Below are 22631 nucleotides of genomic sequence, written 5' to 3'. Positions count from 1 at the left end.
TGGCGGGCGTTCCGTCCGCCGTCGTTTCCGTTGATGGAAAGCTACGTTGCGTTCGAGATCCTGGCAACAACTTCGTTGCACGCAATCCCCATAACTCCAGGTAGATTGAGTGAAATCGTTGCAACAGGCCAACATCTAACGCAACACGCATCACCCCAAACGTTGCATTGATGTGGTGGTGAACGCTTCGCACGGTCAACGTCGCCGAGTATCTGGCGTGGGTGGAGATCCTCCGGTCGCCGGGTCATGACGCAACTGTCCGAGATCGCCGAGACGTTCGACAGGTCGCCCGCCCGCCATGACGAGCTGCGGCTGTTCCGAATCCAGCAGCGCGCCATCGGCAGCGTCATGACCCACCCGGACAGCGAGCCGGGTCGCCGACGCTGCCTCGACTACGCCGAGTTCTGCGAACGCCTCGACACCGACAGCCGTTTCGCGGCGTGGTTCGCCGAACTGCTGGCGGATGTGGATGTGATCGGGGCGGACAGGCCCCGTCGAACAGCGCCTGCGCTCACTGCAACGGCAGTTGGTGGAGCTGATCAACCTGCCCGACCCGGACGCCGTACGGTTTCCCCAGTTCCACCGCCAGGTTCACACACCGTAGAGGCGTCCCACCGTGCAGGGGACCGCTCACGATCACCAGCCGGAGGCTTTCATGGAGGTAACGCTGCGGGAGGTGCGAGACACCGACCTGCCGGTCCTCTTCGCCCAGATGAACGACCCCGAGGGCATCCGGATGGCGGCGTTCACCGCCAAGGACCCCGCGGACAGCGCCCACTTCCATGCCCACTGGGCGCGGATCCGCCAGGACCCGGACGTCATCACGCGGACGGTCGTCGGCGAGGACGGTGAAATCGTCGGGCACACGGGCGTGTTCGGGCCGCCCGGCGAACGCGAGGTCACGTACTGGATCGGACGGCAGTACTGGGGCCGAGGAGCCGCCACCGCCACCCTGCGCACACTGCTCGCCCTCGCCCCCGAGCGCCCGCTGCACGCCCGCGTCGCCGCGGACAACGTCGGCTCCGTCCGGGTCCTGGAGAAGTGCGGCTTCGTGGTCACCGGAAACGAGCGGGACTTCGCGAACGGCCGGGGCGAGGAGGTCGACGAGTTGCTCTTCACCCGGCACGGCTGACCCCGCCCCGCTCGCCTACGTGCGCTCGATGCCGGTGGCGAGGAGGGCGGGGCCGGCGGCGAAGAGCCGTGCGCAGCGTCGGGTCATGGCGTCCGGCGTCTGGTCGGGGTGTTTGACCCACCAGCGGACGAGGGCCGTGCACAGGCCCCGCCAGGCGTACTTGAGGGCGTCCGCGTCGAGCGGGTCGGTGGATCCGGCGGCGTGCAGGAGGTCGGCGGTGCCGGTGGTGGCGAGGTCGTCGACGGCGTCGCGGTAGTGGGCCGCGCGCCGGGCGGCGTCGCTGCCGGGCGGCAGGGTGGCGTCGTAGAGGACGAACCAGCCCTCGCGCTGTCCGTCCAGGGCGGAGAACAGGGCGTGCAGCACGCGCAGCGGCGTGGGCGGTGCGCCGGGGGCGTCGTCGGCCATCGCGGTGCGGATGGCGTCCAGGAGCCGTTCGCCGATCGGGTCGAGGCAGGCGAGGTAGAGGTCCTGCTTGCTGCCGAAGTAGTGGTGCAGCAGCGGCTTGGTGACGCCCACGCGGGCGGCGACGGCCGCGACGGTGGTGCCCTCGTACCCGTGGCGGCCGAACTCGTCGGTGGCCGCGGCCAGGACCTGCTGTTCCCGTGCGGCCCTGGGCACGCCTTTGGTGCCGGCCCGGGAGGGAGGCGTTGTCATGGGACCTGATATTACCCTAAGGTAATTTACCCAAGGGTCAATTCTCCGGTCCTCGCTGGGAGCGCCCGCATGCCTGCCACCCCGTCCGACCCGAACTCCTCCCGTATTCGCTCCTGGTGGGGCTGGGGCTACACCGACGCCCACCCCGACGACGCCGAATGCGCCGCCCTGGGCGCGCTGGTGCCGGGCACCCTGGCCCGTCCCCTGCCGGTACCCCGGGCCGCCGGTCTCCCCATCGCCCGCCCCGGAGTGACGCCCCCGCCCGCACTGGCGCACCTGGTCACCGCCGATCCCGGGATCCGCGCCGCCCACGCCATGGGCAAGGCCTACCGTGACGTCATCCGGGCCATGCGCGGCAGGCCCCGCCGGATCCCCGACCTGGTCGCCCACCCGACCGACGACCAGCAGGTTGCCGACCTGCTGGACTGGGCCGGTGATCACGACGTGGCCGTGATCCCCTTCGGCGGCGGCTCCTCGGTGGTCGGCGGGGTGGAGTACCGCGGCGACACCCACCGCGCGGTGCTGTCGCTGGACCTGACCTCGATGGACCGGGTACTGGAGATCGACACCGCCGGCCGTTCGGCCCGCATCCAGGCCGGTGCGCTCGGCCCGGTGCTGGAAGGCCAGTTGCGGCCGTACGGCATGACCCTGCGCCACTTCCCGCAGAGCTTCGAGTTCTCCACCCTCGGCGGCTGGCTGGCCACCCGGGCCGGCGGCCACTACGCCACCGGCCGCACCCGCATCGACGACTTCGTGCAGTCCTTGAACGTGGTCACGCCCGCCGGGGTGAGCACGTCCTGGCGTCTGCCCGCGTCCGGCGCCGGCCCTTCGCCCGACCGCCTGTTCCTGGGCTCCGAGGGCTCGCTCGGCATCATCACCGAGGCGTGGATGCGCGTGCAGGAGCGACCGCGGTTCAAAGCCTCGGCGTCCGTCGCCTTCACCGACTTCCGCCGGGCGCTCGACGCGGTGCGCGTCCTCGCCCAGTCCGACCTCGCCCCCGCCAACTGCCGCCTGCTCGACCCCGGCGAGGCACTGCTGTCCGGCGCCGCGCACGACGGCGCCGCCGTCCTGGTCCTGGGCTTCGAATCCGCCACGGCCCCCGTCGAGGACCGCCTCGCCACCGCCCTGGACCTCGCCCGGGCCCACGGCGGACGCGTCCCCTCGCCGACCGCGGACGGCGACACCCCGGCCCACGCGGCCGTGAGCGCGTGGCGCTCGGCATTCCTGCGCATGCCCTATCTGCGCGACGGTCTGGCCCGTATGGGCGCCGTCGTCGAGACCTTCGAGACCGCCGCCACCTGGGACAGGATTCCCGAGCTGATCGACGACGTCCGCACCCAGGTGGGCGCCGCCGCCCTGAAGGCGACGGGGCACCCGGCCACCGTCAACTGCCGCCTGACGCACGTCTACCCCGACGGTGCCGCCCCCTACTTCACGGTGGTCGTCGCCGGCCGCCCCGGCGCCGAGGTCGAAGTCTGGGACGACCTCAAGGCCGCCGCGAACGACGTCCTGCACCGCCACCGCGCCACCATCACCCACCACCACGCCGTGGGCCGCGACCACCGTCCCGGCTACGACCTCCAGCGCCCGGAGCCCTTCGCCCTGGCGCTGCGCGCCGCCAAGAGCGCCCTGGACCCCCACGGCATCCTCAACCCGGGCGTCCTCGTCGACTGACCGATCAGCAAGGACAGGGGGGCACAGGCCCCTCGGCATGCAGGTGCCGCACAAGGGCGGCCACATCGACCAACCGGCGTCCGACCGGGACTGACGCGGTCCGTTCGGCGTCCCCGTCAAAAACCGTCGGGCAGCCGCCGGGCCGCCTGCCAGCGGGGCGCCTGGTCGTCGGGGACGTCCGGAGAAGGGAAGTGGAACGGTACGCCGAGGTGGCGGGCCAGGGCCCGTCCCGCCTCGTCGGCCGCGGTTGCCGGGGGCGGCCCGGCGGAGCGGTGGTACACGGTCGCCAAGTGCCCTTCCCCGGGCGGGTGTTCCAGGGCCGCGACCAGGGTCACGAACCAGCCGTGGACCGTGTCGCCGTCCCAGAGGGCTTCCACCGCCGCGACATGACCCGGGAGGGCCGCCGCCCGGGCCGCGAGGGCGGGTACGTCGAGCGGACCGGGCTCCGGATAGCGCACGCGATCACCGTGGAACTCGTAGCGCGCGTGGACGACTTGCTCCGCCTCCCGCAGGCCCAGACCCAGGGGGCGCAGCGCGTCCCACACGGCCTTGACGGCCAGGAGCCGCCGGTCCTCGAGCACGTTCGCGTCGACGTCCTGGCGGGTCCGTTCCTCCAGGTAGGCCCACCACCCGCTGTGCGTCATGAGCCGAACGTACCTGAGCGGCAACGGATCAGGGGCGGCGGGCTGTCGAGCGGTGGGGGAGGAGGACGGGGGTGGTGAGGATGAGCGCGCCGGCCAGAGCGATGGCCGTGCGCACGCCGAGCACGCTGCCGAGTACGCCCCACAGGGCGGTCAGCAGCGCGGTGGAGGCCTTGGTCGTCACCGCCCACGCGGTGAGGGTGCGGGCGGCCCGGTCGGTGGGGGTGTGCTGGAGCCGGTAGGTGGCGTGGACCGGGTTGAACAGGCCGCAGCAGAAGATGAGCCCGAGCTCGACGCCCGTCACCAGCAGCAGCCCGCCGGTGCCCGCCCCCACGAAGGCCAGACCGATGGGCCAGAGCGCGCGCAGGGTCCCGGCCACGACCAGGACCCGGTGCGGTCCGTACCGGGTCACGAGCGGCCCGGCGAGGCGGGAGGCGAGCAGGCCGCCGAGGGCGGGTGCGGCGAAGGCCAGACCGTACTGCCAGGGCGCGAAGCCGAGGGGGCCGAGCATGAGGACGGCGAGCAGCGGCTGGGTGGCCATGAGCAGGCTGTTGAACAGGGCCGTGTTTAGGAACAGCGGGCGCAGCGCCGGGCTGGTGAGGATGTGCCGCCAGCCGTCGAACAGGTCCGCGGCCCGCAGCCGAGCGGCCCGGCGCGGCTGGGGCCGGGGTTCGTGTGCGCCCATCGCGCGGACGCCCAGGGCGGAGAGCAGATAGCTGACCGCGTCGGCCACGACGGTTGCCACCGGCCCGAGAAGCCCGGTCAGTACACCGCCCAGCGGCGGTCCGACGATGGTGGTGGCCCAGGCGGTGGACTCGAACCGGGCGTTGGCAGTGAGCAGGTCGTGGGCGGGCAGGAGCGTTTTGAGGTACGCGCCCGAGGCCGCGCGGAAGACGATGTCGGCGGCCGCCACGACAATGGAGACGAGCAGGAGCTGGAGGAAGCCGAGCACGCCGAGCGCGTACGCGGCGGGGACCGTCAGCAGGGCCGCGAACCGCACCAGGTCGGCGGTGATCAGTACACCTCGCTTGCGACGGAACTCCACCCACGGGCCGAGCGGCACCGCCACGGCCGCGCCGACCGCCGCCCCCACGGAGGAGAGCGCGGCGACTTCCGCCGGCCCGGCGTGCAGGACCTGGATGGCGATCAGCGGAAAGGCGCCGAAGGCGAGCCAGGTGCCGAGCGCACTCGCCCCGTACGCCGCCCACAACAGGCCGAACGGCCGCCCCAGCCGGTGCCCGCTCGCCATCCCTGACGCCCCTCGCTCCTCGCCCGTACAACCAGTCGGTGTCCGGAAGCATCAAAGCGAGCGCCACCACCGTGGATCAAACAACCAAAGTCCGGTCAGCCACAACGCTGGGTTGTATCGGTGCCGGGCGCCTGGTGGATCAAAAGTCGCGGTCGAGGATCTCCCCGTCGCATAACCTCAGGGAAGACACGAACCCCATGGCAGACACGTCCGATGCCATGGACAGCCACAGTCGGGAGGCGATGGTGCTCGCCAGGGGCACGCGGTTGCTAGTGGGGGCCATGATCGTGGCCTGCGCGGTGCTGGTCGGCCCGAGTGTGCCGGGCGGCGCTCCCATCGGCAGGTCGCTGCCGCCCTCCGCCGCCCGCGAGGTGGTGCCGAACCGCGTGATGACGTGGAACCTGTGCAACCCCTGCGAGGAGAGCAACGTCGACCGGGCAGCGGAAATCGCCACGTACGCACCCCAGGTCATCGGCCTGCAAGAGGCGTGTGCGCGGGACGTCGAAAGGATCCGGGACCATCTGGAGAACCTTTACGGCCTCGTTTACCACGTCGAATACGGCTCGGTTCTGCGCAATTGGGGTCGCTGCGGGGGAGTGCCGTGGAATCCGGGTGGCTACGGCCAGGCCATCCTGTCGGCGGCGCCGATGACGGACGCGGTCAATGTGGAATACCCCGACGGGGGTTCCGAGGACCGCGGGTACCTGGCCGTCACCACCCGGGTGAACGGCCAACAGGTCCGGGTCTTCAACACGCACCTCGCCGAGCGCCGTCAGGAAGAGGTCCGGGCCGAGCAGGCGGGCGTGCTCGCCGCGGTGGTCGCGCGGCACGAACGCACCATCGTGCTCGGTGACTTCAACGCCGTACCGTACGCTCCCGAGCTCAGCCGGATGTGGGCACTGGCCGCGGACGTCGATCCGCAGTGCCATCCCTCGCGCGTCGGCACCTGCGAGCCGACCACCGAATGGCAGAGCAAGTTCGACTACATCTTCCTGCGCGGATTCACCCCGCAGACGCACCGCGTGCACCTCACCCCGTATTCGGACCACTATCTGCTGCAGGCCGACCTGAAGACGACTTAGCGCGGTATTCTCGCGCGATGGCTCCGCTTCGGTATTCCATCAATGTCAGCCTGGACGGGTGCTGCGATCACCGCGAAATGGTCCCGGACGAGGAAACGCACCGCCATTCCGCCGAGATCCTCGACCAGGCGGATGCCCTGCTCTTCGGGCGGGTGACGTACGAGATGATGGAGACGGCGTTCCGGGCGCCGCCGGAGCCGGGGGCGCGACCTGAGTGGATGGAGCCCTTCGCCAGGACGATCGATGCGGCGAAGAAGTACGTCGTGTCGAGCACCCTGGAGCGGGTCGACTGGAACGCGGAACTCGTGCGCGGGGACCTGAGCACGGCCGTGCGGCAGCTCAAGCGACAGGCGCGCAAGGGGCTGCTGGTGGGAGGCGTACAGCTCCCGCTGGCGTTGGCGGAGCTGGGCCTGATCGATGAGTACGAGTTCGTGGTGCAGCCCCGGCTGGTGGGGCACGGTCCGACGCTGTTCGCGGGGCTGTCGCAGCGTGTCGAGCTGACCCTCGTGAGCCGGCTGGAGTTCGGCTCGGGGGCGGTGGCGCTGCGGTACGTGCCGAGCAAGTAGCCCTTGGCTGACAGGACTTGCGTTGGCCGCGCAGGTCAGCGCGCGTCCCGCAGCTTGAGGATGTAGGCCGCGGTCAGGGCGACGGCACGGTCCTCGTCCTCCGACAGCCGCGCCAGGGCGCGCGCCGCGGTCGTGCCGGGGATGTCCGCGAGGGCCTGCGCGAGGCGTCGGCGTGCGAGGTGGGTGGTGCCGTCGGCGAGGCGGTCGACGAGGCCCGCGGCGATCGTCTCCCCCAGCGAGGGGTCCTGGGCCAGTGCGCCCAGCGTGTCAGCGGCATCGACGTCGTTCACCCCGTCGGCGATCATGTCGATGAGGGTGGGTACGGCGTCGGCCACCCCGCGTGCTCCGAGCGCCTGCGCGGCGCACCGGCGGACCACGGGATCGGAGCCGGCGAGGGCGTCGCGCAGCAGCGCGGTCGCCGCGCGGGTCGGCAGCTCGGCGATGACCTGGACGGCCCGCTCGCGGACCTCCGCCTCCGGCGAGCCCAAACCCTCCGCCAGCAGGGCCAGCCCCGCGTCCCCGGTCTGCGCCAGCGCCCATCGCAGGGCGCCGGCCACGTTTGTGTCCGTCTCGTCGAGTACGGCGTCCACCAGCGCCTCCACCGGCACCGGGGCTTCGTCGACCGAGGACAGGGCCGCGCGCTGACGCTTCCCGGCGCTCTCCGAGGTCAGGGCCTGGAGAAGGGAGACGGTCTGCAGGACGTCCTCCCAGGCGGCGGGTTCCGCGGCCTCGATCCGGCGCAGGTGCCGCAGCAACTCGGTTTCCCGTGCGATGCGTTCCCGCGTCTGGTGGATGAGGTCGGCGACGAGTTCCGAGGGCCGGAAGCCGGGATCGTCCAGGGCGCGTCCGACCTCGCGCAGCGACAGCCCCAGGGACCGCAGGCTCTCGATGTGGAAGATCCGCTGGACGTCGGCACCGGAGTACTCGCGGTAGCCGGTCGGTGTGCGTTGCGTCGGCTCCACCAGGCCGAGCGACTCGTAGTGCCGGAGCATGCGGGCGCTCACCCCGGAACGCCGGGCCACGTCGCCGATCAACACCGTTCCTCACGCCTCCTGACGGTCGGGTCCCAGGGCCACGATGCGCTTCGCTTCGTGCAGGGCGAACTCGAACGCGGCATCCGGGTCGCGCAGCAGCCGTTCCGTGGCGATCGCGTGCTGCCGTACGCGAGCGTCGGAGTGCGTCCGCGCGGTGCGCAGGGCGGGCTCGGCCGCCGCACCGAGTGCCGTCAGAGCCCGGCTGAGACTCACCTGTGTCTCCCGTCCGCCGCGACCGAGCTGGGTCGCCAGTATCCCCGCCAGCTCCGGCTTCCCGGCCTCCGGCACCAGGATGACGGCGGCTCGCCAGGCGCTCTGGGCCACGGCGTCGTCGGCGTCGGTCAGATGGGCACGCGTGATCGCCGGCCACGCCTGCCGGTCCCCGATCTTGGACAGGGTGTGCAGAGCCTGGCTGCGGGCCTGCGCGCGGTCCGAGCGGAGTTCATGGATCAGCTTCGGAACCGTGACCTGGGGCGGGTGCCGGGTGAGCGCCCACGTGAGCATGTCCCGTACATAGAATTCCGGCTCGACCGCACACCGTTCGATGAGCGTGTCGATGCTCTGGGCGTCCGGGGTTGTGCCGAGCGCCAGCGCCGCCTTGAGCCGTACTGACGCGTCGCTGTTCCGCAGGCCGGTGAGCGCGGCCGTCGTGTTCGTGTTCGTGTTCGTGTTCGCCGTGTTCGTGTTCTCTGTGGGCATGGAGAGCACCTCCTCGGCCCACAGTGAAGGCGTTGCCACTGTGTCAAGGTCAAGCCGAGGGCTCGAACAGGAGGATGCGCGGGGCGAACGCGCCCTCGGGGCCGTCGGCGCGGCCGACCGACCACACCTGCTCCGTGCCCGGCACCGGCGCCAGCCGCAGCACCGAGGACTCGCCCTCGCCGGCCACCGCGGGTTCGCCGTACTCGGTGAACGACCGGCCGTTCCAGGACAGGAAGTCCGGTCCGGCCACGAACGGGGGATAGCTGCCGGGCGGGCCGTACTTCTGCGAGCGGGCCATCGCGACCCAGGCCAGCTCACCGGAGGCGCTGGGCGCCAGTGAGCTGATCGAGCCGAAGTCGGCGGGCACGGCCACCCGGTTCCACGCCTGCCCGTCGAAGCGGACCAGCAGGGGCGGGATCGGCCGTCCCACCGGGCCCCCGACGAACCCGGCCGTGCCACCGGCCCACACCTCCGTCGGGGACACGGCGAGCACACTGCCCACGGCCGACCGAGGGAATCCGTACGCGATCGTCTGCTGCCACGCCTGCCCGTCCCAGTGGGAGACGGCCGCCCCCGAGTCGGTGGCGCCCGCGGCCCACACGTCGTCGGCCGCCAGGATGTGCAGTCCGTACACGGCCCCCGGCGGAACCGGCAGGTCCCGCCAGCCGCGCCCGTCCCAGCGCAGCAGCACCTGCGCGCCGTCGCGCGACCCGATCAGCCAGGTCTCCCCGCCGCCTGCCACGACCTTGGTCAGTACGACACCGCGCGGCGCCCGGCTCTCGGACCAGCCGCTGCCGTCGAAGCGGAGCAGACGGGCGCCGCCCGCCGAGTCGCGGCCCACCGCCCAGACGGCGGTCGGTGAGGTCGCGGCGATGGACAGCAGCTCTCCCTGCCAGCCCACCCCGGGCAGGCTCTGGCGGTGCCAGGCGGTGCCGTCCCAGCGCAGCAGCAGCGGGAAGCCCGGTGCCTCCCGGCCGACGGCGTCGGCACCCACCGCCCAGGCCCGGTCCGGCCCGAACGCCACGGCCTCGTTCAGCCCGGCCTGGGGGCGCACCTGCGCCGGGACCGGCACGTGCTTCCAGGCCACGGTTTGGGCGGCGGCCGAGCTCATGACCGTCACCAGGGCCACGGCGAGGGTGAGGACCGCGACGAGAAGTCTGCGTGCCATGGTCAGCCTCCCAGCCGCTCGCTCATCAGGTTCGGTTTCGAGCCGTAGATCTCGACCGTCCCGACGGACAGCAGCGCGGACCCGGCCCGGGCCAGGGCACGCGGCTTGACGTCGATCGCGTTCGTGCGCTCCGGGCCGTAGGAGAAGGTGGTGCGAACGCCGTCCACGCGCGCGTACTTCGACTGGAAGGCGCGGTCGCTGCGCACCGGCAGCCACAGCGCGCCGTCCGGGCCGCGGACCATGGCCTCGGTGTAGGTGTCGCCCAGCGCCGGGTAAGTGGTGCGCCAGGCCCGCCCGTTGAAGGCCGTCAGGTAGGTGCGGGACACGCCGTCGGTGTACTGGCTGCCGCCGATCGTGACGCGGCCGGACGGTTCGAGGATCAGGGTGTGCACGTTGCTGTCCGGTGGCAGGGGCACCCGCGCGTCGCGCCACTCGGTGCCGTTCCAGCGCAGGACGGTGGTCCCGGTGCTGGTGTCCGCCCAGGCCCATGCGTCGGTGGCCGAGCGCGCGGTGATCCCCATCAGGTACAGCACACCGTCCGGGGTGGCCTGGGTGGTCCAGCCGGTGCCGTCGTAGTGCAGCACCTTCAGCCCGGTGTCGTCCTCGCCGACCACCCACGCGGCTCCTGGTACGGCGGCGAAGTCCTGGTAGACCCAGAGCGTCCGCGGGAGCGGCAGCGCGCTCCACCCGGCCGCCGAACGGCGCAGGATCTCCCCCTGACCGGCGCGGCTGTGGAAGATCCACACCTCCTCGCCGACGAACTGCACCTTGCCCAGCCAGCCCGGCTCGGCGGCGCCGGGGAAGGTGGTGTCCCGGCTCCACGCCGTGCCGTCCCAGCGGTACAGCATCGGCCGCAGTCCGTCGGCGGCTTGCTCGTACCCGGTCGCCCATGCCTCGTCCGGCCCGCGCGCGGCGAGATCGGACACGGTCACCGGCGAGACGGCCGCCGGGGGCACCGGCAGTGCGGACCAGTTCGGCGCCACGGCGGTCGGCGGCGAGGCCGAGGCGGCCGGCGACACCACCGCGGCACACGCGAGGACGAAACAGACGACGAGCGCACGGAGACCGTTCACGAGACCCCCCAGACGCGAAGGCCGCACAGGCTATTGGCGTTCCCCCGCGCGTGAACAGACCGCATCCGGCCGATCCGGTTGCCTACCGTATCGGCATGGACCTCGACACCGTCCGGACCTTCGTCGCCGTCGCCGACGCGGGCCAGTTCCAGGAGGCCGCCGCCGGGCTGGCCGTCACCCAGCAGGCTGTCTCCAAGCGCATCGCCGCGCTGGAGCGCAGCCTGGGCGTGCGGCTGTTCACGCGCACCGCGCGCGGCGCCGAACTCACCATCGACGGGCAGGCGTTCCTTCCCCACGCGCGGGAGCTGCTGCGGGTCGCCGAGCGCGCGGTGGCGTCCGTGCGCACCGGGCGCCGTCCGCTGCGGGTCGACGTGATCGCCTCACGCGTCGCGCCGTCGGGCCTGATGCGCGGCTTCCACCGGGCGCACCCCGAGATCGACCTCGACGTGGTCATGCTCCAGGACATCGAAACGGCCGTCGCCGCCATCCGCTCCGGCACGATCGACGCCTCCTTCCGCGCGGTGGCCGCGCCCGGCCGCCCCCTGCCCGAGGAGATCGCATCCGTGCGGGTGCTGGACGAGCCGCTCCAGCTCCTGACCGGCCCCGCCCACCGGCTGGCGGGCGCCCGTTCGGTGACCCTGGCTCAGCTCGCCGGCCACCGGATCTGGATGCCCGGCATCGTCCCGGGTACCGAGTGGGCGGCCTACTACGACGACCTCGTCGCCGAGTTCGGCGTGACCATCGAGGCGACCGGCCCCAACTTCGGCTCCGACGCCCTCCTGGACACCATCGCCGACACCCCGGCCCTGGCCACCTTCATGGGCGAGCGGACCCGGCTGGTCTGGCCCGCCGGCCACGGCCTGCGCCGCATCCCGGTGACCGGCCCGACCCCCGTCTACCCGCACGCCCTCCTATGGCACCGCGACAATCCCCACCCGGCGCTGACCACGCTGCGCACCCACCTCGCCACCACCACGGGCACCCACGACGCGGCCGGAACATGGTCACCGAGCTGGGTGATCGCGCGCTGACCCCAGGAGACCCCTTCTACTCCGTGTCGATCAGCCCGAAATCCTCCGGTAAGCAACGCGCCCCTCGACCGTCGGACAAACGGATGGCCAGGGTCGGGCGTGACGCGGCAGCATGCTCCGCATGACATCGCCCACTCCCGAGCTGCACACCGCCCGCCTGCGACTACGGCCGTTCACCGACGCCGACGCGGCCCCGCTCTACGCGCTGCACAGCAGCGCCCACGTGCTGCGGTACTGGGACTCCCCGCCGTGGACCGCACCGGCCCGCGCCCAGCGCTTCATCGCGGCCTGCCGGACGATCGAGGAGGAAGGCACGGGAGCGCGGTTGGCCGTCGACCGCGCCCGCGACGGCGCGTTCATCGGCTGGTGCGGCCTGACCGGCTGGAACCCGGACTTCCGCAGCGCGTCCCTGGGCTACGTCTTCGACGCCGCCGCGTGGGGCCACGGCTACGCCACGGAGACCGCGCACGCCGTCCTGCGGTGGGCGTTCGACACCCTGGACCTGAACCGCGTCCAGGCCGAGACCGACACCCGCAACGCGGCGTCCGCCCGAGTCCTGGAAAAGCTCGGCTTCGTGCGCGAAGGCACCCTCCGCGAGGACTGCGTCGTCAACGGTGACGTCTCCGACTCCTGGGTCTTCGGCCTCCTCCGCCGCGAGTGGCACCCGACGGCCGGCTCCTGAGACCGAAGCCACACAGGCCGCCGTTCGAGAATGTGAACCGGATTCAGTCCATAGTCTTGTCGGACCGTCCCCCCACCCCTATCGTCTCCGGCCAGAAAGCGCTTTCCCGGAGTGCTGCTGAGTGCTCCGGGACCCGCCCGTGCGGCACGGACCCCAGGTCCGCGAGCAGACGGAAAGACGCACCACGCATCGGACGTAGACGAAGATCTCGGGAGACGACCATGAGAAGACCTCTCGCCCTGCGACTGTCCGCGGCCTCGGCGGCGCTCGCGCTGGCGACCGCCGCCGGTGTGGCCCTGTCGGTGCCGGAGGCGTCCGCGGCGACCGGCGGCGCCACCGGATACGCGACCCAGAACGGCGGCACCACCGGCGGCGCGGGCGGACAGACGGTCCGGGCCACCACCGGTACCCAGATCCACGCGGCGCTCTGCGGCCGGGCCAGCAGCAGCACGCCGATCATCATCCAGGTCGAGGGAACCATCAACCACGGCAACACCGCGAAGGTTTCCGGCACCAGCTGCAACACGGCCGACGGTGTGATCGAGCTCAAGCAGATCAGCAACGTCACGATCGTCGGCGTGGGCTCCGGGGCTGTCTTCGACCAACTGGGTATCCACATCCGTGAATCCCGCAACATCATCATCCAGAACGTCACGATCCGGAACGTGAAGAAGTCCGGCTCGCCCACCTCCAACGGCGGCGACGCGATCGGCATGGAGAGCGGCGTCCGCAACGTCTGGGTGGATCACACCACCCTGGAGGCGTCGGGCGGGGAGTCGGAGGGGTACGACGGTCTCTTCGACATGAAGGACAACACGCAGTACGTGACGCTGTCGTACAGCATCCTGCGCAACTCCGGGCGGGGCGGCCTGATCGGCTCCAGCGAGAGCGACGTCTCCAACGGGTACGTCACGTTCCACCACAACCTGTACCAGAACATCGACTCCCGCACGCCCCTGCTGCGCGGCGGCATCTCGCACATCTACAACAACCACTACACGGGCCTGAACGAGTCCGGCATCAACTCCCGCGCGGGCGCCAAGGCCAAGGTGGACAACAACTACTTCGAGGACTCCAAGGACGTCCTGGGCACCTTCTACACCGACCAGCTCGGCTACTGGCAGGTCAGCGGGAACGTCTTCGACAACGTGACCTGGTCCGCGCCGGGAACCGACAACCGCCCGGCCGGTCCGAACCCCCAGTCCAACACCTCGGTGAGCATCCCCTACGCCTACACCCTCGACGCGGCCACCTGCGTGCCCGACGTCGTGCGCCGGACCGCGGGCGCGGGCACCGGCCTGCGGGTGTCGGACGGCAACTGCACCCCGCAGACGCCCACTCCGACTCCGACTCCGACGCCCACTCCGACGCCCACTCCGACCCCCACGCCCACCCCGACTCCGACTCCGACGCCGACCCAGCCCAGCGGCACCAACCTCAGCATCGGCGCGGGTTCCGACGGCTCCAGCAAGGCTGACGGGACGAGCTACGGCAACGTCCGCGACGGCAGCATGAGCACGTACTGGTCACCGGCCGGATCGACCGGTGCCGTCTCCATCAAGTGGGGCTCCGCCACCGCGGTGTCCAGCGTCAACATCCGTGAGGCGTCCGGATCCGCGGGGGCCATCGGCTCCTGGCGGCTGCTCAACGGCGACACCGGAGCCGTCCTGACCTCCGGCAGCGGCGCGGGCGTCATCACCTTCCCGCGGACCTCACTGCGGAAGATCACCTTCGAGATCACCGGGTCTTCGGGCACTCCGCGGGTGGCGGAGTTCGAGACCTACGGCTCTTAGCAACACCCGCTGCCCCGCTGTTCCTCCCGAGCGGGGCAGCACACTGCTCTTCGGTGGCGCGGGTCAGTGGCCTGCCGCGGGGGCGGTGAGGACGGAGTCGTCCTCCGGGCGGGCGCCGGGCAGCTGATGACGGGCCGCGATGAGGGCGGCGTCCACGTCGGCCGTCCCCGTCGCCACACACAGGGTGTAGGCGACGTCGTCCATGCGCTGGCGCACGTCCGCGCTTCCGTCCTGAGCATGCAGGATGCGCAGGGTCTCGTACTGTTCGATCAGGTTCGTCAGCACGGCGGGGTGTGCCATCAGCACAAGAGCCTCCTGGTGGTCCGTCGTCACATGGGTCACGCACCGACGCATGTGCCCCGCATCCCGACGGACATGCTTCCCTCTTCCCAGCGATGTCGATCATCGGTGGGTGGATATGAGAACGGCGGCGTCGAGCCGGTCGCCCACCGTGTAGCGTCGATCTCGTGCTGGCTACGGTTCTCGGGCTGATCGGCGGCATCGCGGCCGCAATCATCGGTGCGTGGGCGGCGCTTCGCGCTCGGCGCCCGCCGAAGTCGCAGGTCGAACTCGTCGACGTGAGCATCGCGCCACCGCCGAAGCCGGAGGCATCGGGTCCGCGGGACATGTCGCCCGTGCTCGACGTCAAGGTGCGCAACACAGGGGGCCAGCCGGCCGTACTCAAGCGGCTCGTGGTGCGCGTGCACCGAGCGGTCCGCTGCGGGAGCATGTTCGCCGGCATGCGCTTGACCCCCTACCGCGCCCTGTGGGTCGGCGCGCTCCTGCCGGTGTCCGCCACGTACGACGCCGCCCTCCCGCCGCCCGAGGACGCCGAGGGTTTCCGGGCGGTCATCGGCCTCTCCCAGGTGGTGGGACAGGCCGAGGCGGACCGGTTCGAGGTGCGGCTCGGCATGGAACCCACCTTCGACACGTACGTGTACGCGCTTGACCTGGAGATCGCCTACGACGGGGACGATCGCCTGATGACCTCGCGGAGGGTGGCCGTCGCGTTCCCGCAGGCCGGTTTCGTGTACTCGGCCGACGAGATCCGCAGCGGGATCCGTGACTTCCTGGAAGCGGTGGGGGAAGTCCGCGATGCCATCGACAGCGAGCTAGCCGAACGCGGTCTGCCCACCCCCGACTGGGCAGACGCGCCGCCCCGCCGTCGCGCCGACCTGCCTGACGGCCTCGTCTCGGTGGACGGTATCGCCGACCTGCTCTCCTCCGGGGGAGGGGGCGTCTACGAAGTCACGGAGGCGTTCTGGGATCCGGTACGTGCGATCGCGGGCCATCTCCAGGGCATCGAGCGGATGTACCGCGCCGCCGTCGAGATCACCGCCGGAGCGGCAGTCGTGGACAGGATGCTGACCGCATCGCTTCCCCGGGCCGAGGCCGTCCTGGCCCAACTCCCTGCGATGTACGCGGAATTCGGGATACAGGCGGACCTGGAGGCCGCGCCTGTCGGCGAGCCCGGGGGCACGAAGCAGCCTGCCACGCTGATGGCGGAGGTCCTCGATCGCGACGGCGCAGCCGCGTCGCGGGAAGCCGCGATCGAGGAACTGCACGGCCGTATCCGTGCCCGTGACGAGGGCACCTTCTGGTTCCTCGGCCGGCTGGCGGCCAGGGACGGCGGCCTGGACGACTGGCTCGCCCGCATCGGCCTCGGCAGGATGCCGAACGCGACCCCGGCGGCCGAACTGCTCGACACGTTCCTCCGGTTGCGGGACCCTGACGACCGCGACTCGCTCAACACCCGGCTCGATATCGCCCGCCGCCGGGGTGCGGGAGACGCCGCGGGAGCGGCGGCCGCGCTCCGCACGCTCCTGGAGGACACGTCGCGAGCGCTGGGACCGGAGGACCCCGGCACCTGTGCCGTACGCGTGGAACTCTTCACCTTCCTGGAGATGGCCGGCGACATGGCCGCCGCGGCCACGGTCGTGGCCGAAGTCGTCGCCGATCAGACTCGGACGGTGGGGCCTGATCACCGGCAGACCTTCCTCTACCGGCAGGCCCTCGGCTTCTGCCTGGGAGAGGGGGGAGATCCCCTGCGTGCCGTCGACGTGTTCACCGATCTTCTCGGCGACGTGGCGCGGGTCCTGGGGCCCGACGATCCCGCCACCCTTGACGCCCGTCATGAGCTGGCCCGCTGGCGAGGGAGAGCGGGGGACGCGGCAGGCGCCGCCGCCGCGTTCGCCGACGTGGTGCGGGATCGCACCCGCGTCCAGGGACCCGACCACCCGCGTACGCTCCTGTCGCGGCACAACCTCGCGCTCTGGACAGGCGAGGCCGGGGACGCCGTGGGGGCCGCCGCCGCGTTCGCCGAACTGGTCGCCGACCGGAGCCGAGTACTGGGTCCGGAACACCCCGATACGGCCAAGAGCGCGTCCGCCCTGGCCCACTGGCAGGAGCAGTGTGGTCCGGGCAGCCGTACCGTCCGGTGAGAGCATGCCTTCCGTGGTGAAGCGATGCGCCGCGACCCCCGTGCGGTTGCCGTACAGTCCCCGGCCCTGACCGCCGGCGACCGGCATTACGCCGCCTGCCCGGAGAACGGCGACGGCTTCGAAGTCGCACTCGCCGCGGTCCCGGCCGCCGAACGCAGCGGCGACCGAGCGCATCTCCACTGCTGACCAAGCTCGACCGGCACGACCGGGTGCACTTGCATCCGTGCGTTATCCGCCCGGGTGCTTCTACGCAAGAGGTTCCGCTCATCGGAAGTCTTGCTGGGCGCGAGGTTGCGCGTCGCTACAGCCCGGGTCGGAGCATTCTCCCAGTTCAGACACTCTTCCCGGCTGCTCGCCCTGCCTGACGCTTGCGGTTCGGCTGGGTTCTCGCGGGCGTTCCACCGGCACTCGACTGCCTCTTGTCAGAGAATTACGAAATGAACGCGAGATCTTGCGTTCACTTGGGGCGAGTGGTTGAGTGTGCCGCACCCCACAACGCATCCGCCGTCCGGTGGTGGGGTGACCTTCCACGTTCATGCCCGAAGGGGACCACCCATGAGAAGTGCCCGGTTCCGTCGTACCCGCCGCGCCGGCGCGGTCGCCCTCGTCTCCGCGCTCACGCTGACCGCGCTCGCCGCCTGCGGCACGAGCAGCAGCGACGACGGCGGTGGCGCTTCCGAGGGAGGCGGCTCGTCGGATCCGTCCGCGCCGCTGGACCCGAAGACGAAGGTGACGATCACCATCGACTGCATGCCGCCCACGGCGAAGGCGGCCGAGCTCAAGCAGTGGAAGGAGGACGTCAAGGAGTTCAACAAGACCTACCCGAACGTCACCATCGAGGGCCGCTCCACCCCGGGCCAGTGCCTGGAGCCGCCGCGCTTCACCGCGATGCTGAAGGCCAAGTCCCAGCCGGACGTCTTCTACACCTACTTCACCGACCTGCCCCAGGTCCTCGACCACGACGGCGCCGAGGACATCACCGCGTACGTCAACGACAAGACCGTCCCCGCGCTGAAGGACATCGACCCGAACGTCCTCGGCACCCTCAAGCAGGACGGCAAGCTCTACGGACTGCCCACCAGCAACTACACGATGGGCCTGCTGATCAACCGCAAGCTCTTCAAGGACGCCGGCCTCGACCCCGACGCCCCGCCGCGCACCTGGGCGGAGGTCCGCACCGCCGCGAAGAAGATCGCCGGCCTGGGTGACGGCATCGCCGGATTCGGCGAGTACAGCGCGGGCAACACCGGCGGCTGGCACTTCACCGCCCAGATGTACAGCATCGGCGGCGAGATCGTCGACGCGAGCGGCAAGAAGGCCGCGTTCAACAACGAGTCGGGCAAGCAGGTCGCCGAGAACCTCCGCGCCATGCGCTGGGAGGACGACAGCATGGGCAAGACCCAGCTGCTGAAGTGGGGCGACCTCCAGAAGCAGATCGCCACCGACAAGCTCGGCATGTTCCTCGCCGCCCCCGACGACATCGCCTACATGGCGCAGCAACTCGGCGCCGAGTACGAGAACTTCGGCATGGGGCCGATACCCGGCGAGAAGGCCACCCTGGCCGGCGGCAACAGCTACATGATCAAGAAGGGCATCTCGTCCGACAAGGTCAAGGCCGCGGTCGCCTGGCTGAACTTCAAGAACCTCACCGTCGGCAAGGGCCAGTTCGACTGGGCGCGCACCAAGGCCGACGGACTGCCGGTGGGTGTTCCGCAGCCCAACTTCTGGCTGAACGAGTCCAAGGCCAAGGACGACGCGGCCCGCGCCGAGCACGCCACGATGCCGGTGGAGAACTTCAAGACGTTCATGGACAACCCCGTCGCGGGCAAGGCCGAGCCGCCCAAGGCGCAGGAGATCTACAAGGTCCTCGACAACGTCATGTCCGGCATCCTCACCAACAAGGACGCCAACGTCGACAAGCTCCTCAGCACCGCGGAGTCGCAGGTCAACCAGATCCTGGCCAACCAGTGACGCGACCGGGCGGGGCGGCGTGAGGTGCCGCCCCGCCCGGCGGCCCGGCCCTTACCGCCGCATCGCCCGGCGGCCCGGCCCCGGCAACAGACACGGCAGATCAGTACCGAGGAGCAACGATGTCGGCCCCCAGCCTGACCCAGAGCAAGGCGGGACCTCCCCGCCCACCCCAGCCGCGCGAGACGGCCCGCGCGACCTCCGGCGGCTCCTTCGCCAAGAGCCTGCGGCGGAACCTGACGGCCCACGGCTTCCTCATCGGCGCGGTCGTCTGCTTCGCCCTGTTCTCCTGGTATCCCATGATCCGGGAGTTCTTCCTCGCGTTCCAGAAGACCGAGGACGGCGAGGTCACCTGGGTCGGCCTGGACAACCTGGTCACGGTCTACAACGACCCCGCCTTCTGGCAGGCGTGGCGCAACACGCTGCTGTTCACCGTGCTGGCCCTCGTCTTCGGCTTCGCGGTGCCGTTCGTCGTGGCGATCGTCATCAACGAGTTCCACCACGGCAAGGGCTACCTCCGGCTGCTGGTCTACCTGCCGGTGATGCTGCCGCCGGTCGCCTCGGTGCTGCTGTTCAAGTACCTCTACGACCCCGGCTACGGGCTCCTCAACGAAATGCTCGGCTTCTTCGGCCTGCCGGAGCAACAGTGGCTGCAGGACGCGGACTTGTCGATGTTCTCCGTCGTCCTCGCCTCCACCTGGATGAACATGGGCGGCGCCGCCCTGATCTACCTCGCCGCGCTGCAAGGCATCCCCGGTGAGCTGTACGAGGCGGCCGAACTCGACGGAGCCGGTCTGCTCCGCAAGATCTGGCACGTCACCATCCCGCAGACCCGGCTGATCCTGTCGCTGATGCTGCTCATGCAGATCATCGCGACGATGCAGGTCTTCGTCGAACCCTTCCTGCTGACCGGCGGTGCCGGCCCGGAGGGCTCGACCACGACGGTCGTCTACCTGATCTACCAGTACGCCTTCAACTTCAACAACTACGGTGCCGCGGCGGCGCTCGGCCTGCTCCTGCTCGTACTCCTCGCCGGATTCTCGGCGGCGTACGTCAAGCTCAGCCGCGCCCAGGACGAGTAGGCCAGGAGAGACCACCATGTCCACCCGTACGCTCATCTCGCCGGCCCAACTCGCCCGGCCCCGCGGCAAAGCCGTGTACTGGACCGTGTTCACCGTCGTCGTCGGCGGCTTCACGCTGGTCTTCCTCGGACCGCTGTACTGGCTGATCTCCAGCGGCTTCAAGAACGCGCAGGAAGTGATCCAGACCCCGCCGACGCTGGTGCCCGACTCCTTCGAGCCCGCCAACTACCAGCAGGCCTGGGACGTCATGGACCTCGCCGGGCTGCTGGGGAACACCCTCTACTACGCGTTCGGCGCGCTCGCCTTCCAACTGGTCCTGGACGTGGCCGCCGCCTACTCGCTGTCCAAGCTGCGCCCGGTGTTCGGCAAGGCGATCCTGGGCATGATGCTGGCGACGCTGATGATCCCCGCGACGGTGCTCGTCGTACCGCAGTACCTGACGGTCCTGGACGTGCCGATCGTCGAGCGGAACCTGCTGAACACCCCGTGGGTGATCTGGCTGCCCTCGGTGACCAACGCCTTCAACATCTTCCTGCTGAAGCGGTTCTTCGACTCGATCCCCAAGGAGCTGCTGGACGCCGCCTCCATGGACGGCGCAGGCCCGATGCGCACCCTGTGGTCGATCGTGCTGCCGATCTCCCGGCCCATCCTCGGCGTGGTGTCGATCTTCGCGGTCGTCGGGGTCTGGAAGGACTTCCTGTGGCCGATGCTCACCCTGCCGGACCCGGCCAAGCAGACCCTGAACGTCGGGATCTACTCGCTGTCCAACGGCGTACCGGTGAACGTGCTGATCGCCGCGCTGACCATCGCCTCCCTGCCCACGCTGCTGATCTTCCTGGTCTTCCAGCGGAACATCATGAGCGGCCTCACCGCGGGCGGCCTCAAGGGCTGACCGCCCCCGTCCCGTCTCCCACCCCCGAAGCCTTCGCCGCCGGCCTGTCCGACGCCCCGCCGATCCGGGCCGGCGGCGAAGATCCACCCTGCCCGAAAGGACCGCCCCGTGGCAGCCCCCACCCCGCACCGCACCGACGACTGGTGGCGCGACGCCGTCATCTACCAGGTGTACCCGCGCAGTTTCGCCGACGGCGACGGCGACGGCACCGGGGACCTCGCGGGCGTGCGCGCCCGCCTGCCCTACCTCGCCCAACTCGGTGTCGACGCCGTCTGGTTCACGCCCTGGTACCTCTCGCCCCTGGTCGACGGCGGCTACGACGTGGCCGACTACCGCACCATCGACCCCGCCTTCGGCACGCTGGCGGAGGCCGAGAAGCTGATCGCCGAGGCCCGTGAGCTGGGCATCCGTACCATCGTCGACATCGTCCCCAACCATGTCTCCGACCAGCACCCGTGGTTCCGGGCCGCGCTCGCCGCGGGCCCCGGCAGCCCGGAACGGGAACTGTTCCACTTCCGTCCCGGACGCGGGGAGAACGGGGAACTGCCGCCCAACGACTGGCCGTCGCAGTTCGCCGGCTCGACCTGGACCCGCGTCCCCGACGGCGAGTGGTACCTGCACCTGTTCACGCCCGAGCAGCCCGACCTCAACTGGGCCCACCCGGCCGTCCGGCAGGAGCACGAGGACGTCCTGCGCTTCTGGTTCGAACGCGGGGTGGCGGGCGTACGCATCGACTCCGCGGCCCTGCTCACCAAGGACCCCGCGCTGCCCGACTACGTGGAGGGCGTCGACCCCTCGCCCTTCATCGACCAGGACGACATCCACGACATCTACCGCTCCTGGCGGGCCGTCGCCGACGAGTACGGGGGCGTCTTCGTCGGCGAGGTGTGGCTGCCGGACGCCGAACGCTTCGCCCGCTATCTGCGCCCCGACGAACTGCACACGGCGTTCAACTTCAACTTCCTGACCTGCCCCTGGGACGCGGCGCGGCTGCGCCGCTCCATCGACGACACCCTCGCCGAGCACGCCCCCGTCGGAGCCCCGGCCACCTGGGTGCTGTGCAACCACGACGTCACCCGCACCGTGACCCGCTACGGCCGCGCGGACACCGGCTTCGACTTCGCCAAGAAGCGCTTCGGCACCCCCACCGACCTGGACCTCGGCACGCGTCGCGCCCGTGCGGCAGCCCTGCTCACCCTCGCCCTGCCCGGCTCCGTCTACGTCTACCAGGGCGAGGAACTGGGCCTGCCCGAGGCGGACATCCCGCTGGACCGCATCGAGGACCCGATGCACTTCCGCTCGGGCGGGACGGACCCCGGCCGCGACGGCTGCCGGGTCCCCCTGCCCTGGGAGGCCGAGGCGCCGTCCTACGGATTCGGGACGCCGTCCGAGCCCTGGCTGCCCCAGCCCGCCGACTGGGCGCGCTACGCGGTCAACCGGCAGAGCGAGGACCCGGACTCGATGCTCACCCTCTACCGGCAGGCCCTGCTCCTGCGCCGCACCCGGCCCGGCTTCGGCGACGGCCCCATGACCTGGCTGGCCGGCGACGACAACGTTCTCGCGTTCCGGCGGACGGACGGCCTGGTCTGCGTCGTCAACCTCGCCGACGCGCCCGCCGGCCTGCCGCCGCACCAGCGCCTCCTCCTCGCCAGCGGTCCGCTGCACGCCGACGGAACGCTGCCGAAGGACACCGCCGTGTGGCTGCGGACCTGACCCGCCGACCACCGCCCGCCCTGTCCGCGCAGCACGGCACAGCGCGGACAGGGCGGC

General features: G+C 71.0%; 21 protein-coding genes. 13 read left to right on the top strand and 8 right to left on the bottom strand.

The genetic code is table 11. The annotated features are described in order from the left end of the window. The first annotated feature begins 655 nt into the window (after positions 1–655). Positions 656–1132: a GNAT family N-acetyltransferase gene (locus tag ACWD1Z_RS26485; RefSeq protein ID WP_451122077.1), complete on the top strand. Its 477-nt coding sequence runs from the start codon at positions 656–658 to the stop codon at positions 1130–1132. Between the two features lie 15 nt (positions 1133–1147). Here the strand turns inward: ACWD1Z_RS26485 and ACWD1Z_RS26480 are convergent, their stop codons facing one another. Further along, the gene (locus ACWD1Z_RS26480; protein ID WP_451122076.1) at positions 1148–1786 is read right to left on the bottom strand and encodes a TetR/AcrR family transcriptional regulator; all 639 of its coding nucleotides are present in this window, start codon (positions 1784–1786) and stop codon (positions 1148–1150) included. 69 nt (positions 1787–1855) lie between these two features. Between ACWD1Z_RS26480 and ACWD1Z_RS26475 the strand changes: the two genes are divergently transcribed. Further along, a complete protein-coding gene (locus tag ACWD1Z_RS26475; protein WP_451122075.1) occupies positions 1856–3460 on the top strand; it encodes an FAD-binding oxidoreductase in 1605 nt (534 codons plus the stop codon). 116 nt (positions 3461–3576) lie between these two features. Here the strand turns inward: ACWD1Z_RS26475 and ACWD1Z_RS26470 are convergent, their stop codons facing one another. Both ACWD1Z_RS26470 and ACWD1Z_RS26465 read right to left on the bottom strand, forming a co-directional pair. Further along, positions 3577–4104: a hypothetical protein gene (locus ACWD1Z_RS26470; RefSeq protein ID WP_451122074.1), complete on the bottom strand. Its 528-nt coding sequence runs from the start codon at positions 4102–4104 to the stop codon at positions 3577–3579. Positions 4105–4132: 28 nt separating this feature from the next. Next, on the bottom strand, positions 4133–5350 hold the full coding sequence (locus ACWD1Z_RS26465) for an MFS transporter (RefSeq protein ID WP_451122073.1): 1218 nt from the start codon (positions 5348–5350) through the stop codon (positions 4133–4135). A gap of 242 nt (positions 5351–5592) precedes the next feature. Between ACWD1Z_RS26465 and ACWD1Z_RS26460 the strand changes: the two genes are divergently transcribed. Further along, positions 5593–6432, top strand: a complete 840-nt coding sequence (locus tag ACWD1Z_RS26460) for an endonuclease/exonuclease/phosphatase family protein (RefSeq protein WP_451122087.1) — start codon at positions 5593–5595, stop codon at positions 6430–6432. Between the two features lie 17 nt (positions 6433–6449). Continuing rightward, entirely contained in the window at positions 6450–6998 is a 549-nt protein-coding gene (locus ACWD1Z_RS26455) for a dihydrofolate reductase family protein (RefSeq protein WP_451122072.1), read from the top strand. A 35-nt stretch (positions 6999–7033) separates the two neighbouring features. Here the strand turns inward: ACWD1Z_RS26455 and ACWD1Z_RS26450 are convergent, their stop codons facing one another. Genes ACWD1Z_RS26450 through ACWD1Z_RS26435 form a run of 4 tightly spaced genes read right to left on the bottom strand, consistent with a single transcriptional unit; the run spans position 7034 to position 10972 of the window. Beyond that, a complete protein-coding gene (locus ACWD1Z_RS26450) occupies positions 7034–8035 on the bottom strand; it encodes a HEAT repeat domain-containing protein (RefSeq protein WP_451122071.1) in 1002 nt (333 codons plus the stop codon). 6 nt (positions 8036–8041) lie between these two features. After that, on the bottom strand, positions 8042–8731 hold the full coding sequence (locus ACWD1Z_RS26445) for a HEAT repeat domain-containing protein (RefSeq protein WP_451122070.1): 690 nt from the start codon (positions 8729–8731) through the stop codon (positions 8042–8044). A 49-nt stretch (positions 8732–8780) separates the two neighbouring features. Beyond that, complete coding sequence (locus ACWD1Z_RS26440) at positions 8781–9899, bottom strand: hypothetical protein (RefSeq protein ID WP_451122069.1); 1119 nt, start codon at positions 9897–9899, stop codon at positions 8781–8783. A gap of 2 nt (positions 9900–9901) precedes the next feature. Beyond that, positions 9902–10972 carry a hypothetical protein gene (locus ACWD1Z_RS26435; protein WP_451122068.1) on the bottom strand — a complete coding sequence of 357 codons (1071 nt, stop codon included), beginning with the start codon at positions 10970–10972 and terminating at the stop codon, positions 9902–9904. Between the two features lie 95 nt (positions 10973–11067). Here ACWD1Z_RS26435 and ACWD1Z_RS26430 point away from each other — a divergent pair, with 95 nt between their 5' ends. From ACWD1Z_RS26430 to ACWD1Z_RS26420, 3 genes are all read left to right on the top strand, one after another. Beyond that, positions 11068–12003, top strand: a complete 936-nt coding sequence (locus tag ACWD1Z_RS26430; protein ID WP_451122067.1) for a LysR family transcriptional regulator — start codon at positions 11068–11070, stop codon at positions 12001–12003. Between the two features lie 121 nt (positions 12004–12124). Next, on the top strand, positions 12125–12685 hold the full coding sequence (locus tag ACWD1Z_RS26425; RefSeq protein WP_451122066.1) for a GNAT family N-acetyltransferase: 561 nt from the start codon (positions 12125–12127) through the stop codon (positions 12683–12685). Between the two features lie 221 nt (positions 12686–12906). Beyond that, the gene (locus ACWD1Z_RS26420; protein ID WP_451122065.1) at positions 12907–14478 is read left to right on the top strand and encodes a pectate lyase family protein; all 1572 of its coding nucleotides are present in this window, start codon (positions 12907–12909) and stop codon (positions 14476–14478) included. A 63-nt stretch (positions 14479–14541) separates the two neighbouring features. Here ACWD1Z_RS26420 and ACWD1Z_RS26415 read toward each other — a convergent pair whose 3' ends face one another. Then, positions 14542–14784, bottom strand: a complete 243-nt coding sequence (locus ACWD1Z_RS26415) for a DUF5133 domain-containing protein (protein WP_451122064.1) — start codon at positions 14782–14784, stop codon at positions 14542–14544. A gap of 161 nt (positions 14785–14945) precedes the next feature. On the opposite strand from ACWD1Z_RS26415, the gene ACWD1Z_RS26410 reads away from it, so the two are divergent. The 6 genes from ACWD1Z_RS26410 (at position 14946) to ACWD1Z_RS26385 (ending at position 22574) form a co-directional block, all read left to right on the top strand. Further along, positions 14946–16919 (top strand): tetratricopeptide repeat protein, encoded by a 1974-nt coding sequence (locus ACWD1Z_RS26410; RefSeq protein ID WP_451122063.1) that lies wholly within the window; start codon positions 14946–14948, stop codon positions 16917–16919. Between the two features lie 24 nt (positions 16920–16943). Next, positions 16944–17105 (top strand): hypothetical protein, encoded by a 162-nt coding sequence (locus ACWD1Z_RS26405; RefSeq protein WP_451122062.1) that lies wholly within the window; start codon positions 16944–16946, stop codon positions 17103–17105. A 369-nt stretch (positions 17106–17474) separates the two neighbouring features. Then, the gene (locus ACWD1Z_RS26400; RefSeq protein ID WP_451122061.1) at positions 17475–18890 is read left to right on the top strand and encodes an extracellular solute-binding protein; all 1416 of its coding nucleotides are present in this window, start codon (positions 17475–17477) and stop codon (positions 18888–18890) included. Between the two features lie 119 nt (positions 18891–19009). Beyond that, positions 19010–19969 carry a carbohydrate ABC transporter permease gene (locus tag ACWD1Z_RS26395; RefSeq protein ID WP_389419599.1) on the top strand — a complete coding sequence of 320 codons (960 nt, stop codon included), beginning with the start codon at positions 19010–19012 and terminating at the stop codon, positions 19967–19969. Between the two features lie 16 nt (positions 19970–19985). Then, positions 19986–20861: a carbohydrate ABC transporter permease gene (locus ACWD1Z_RS26390; protein ID WP_451122060.1), complete on the top strand. Its 876-nt coding sequence runs from the start codon at positions 19986–19988 to the stop codon at positions 20859–20861. A gap of 108 nt (positions 20862–20969) precedes the next feature. Continuing rightward, on the top strand, positions 20970–22574 hold the full coding sequence (locus ACWD1Z_RS26385; RefSeq protein WP_451122059.1) for a glycoside hydrolase family 13 protein: 1605 nt from the start codon (positions 20970–20972) through the stop codon (positions 22572–22574). Positions 22575–22631: the final 57 nt, after the last annotated feature.

It is taken from the genome of Streptomyces sp. NPDC002784 (genome assembly GCF_053592135.1).
This window is presented reverse-complemented; position numbering and strand designations above follow the sequence as displayed.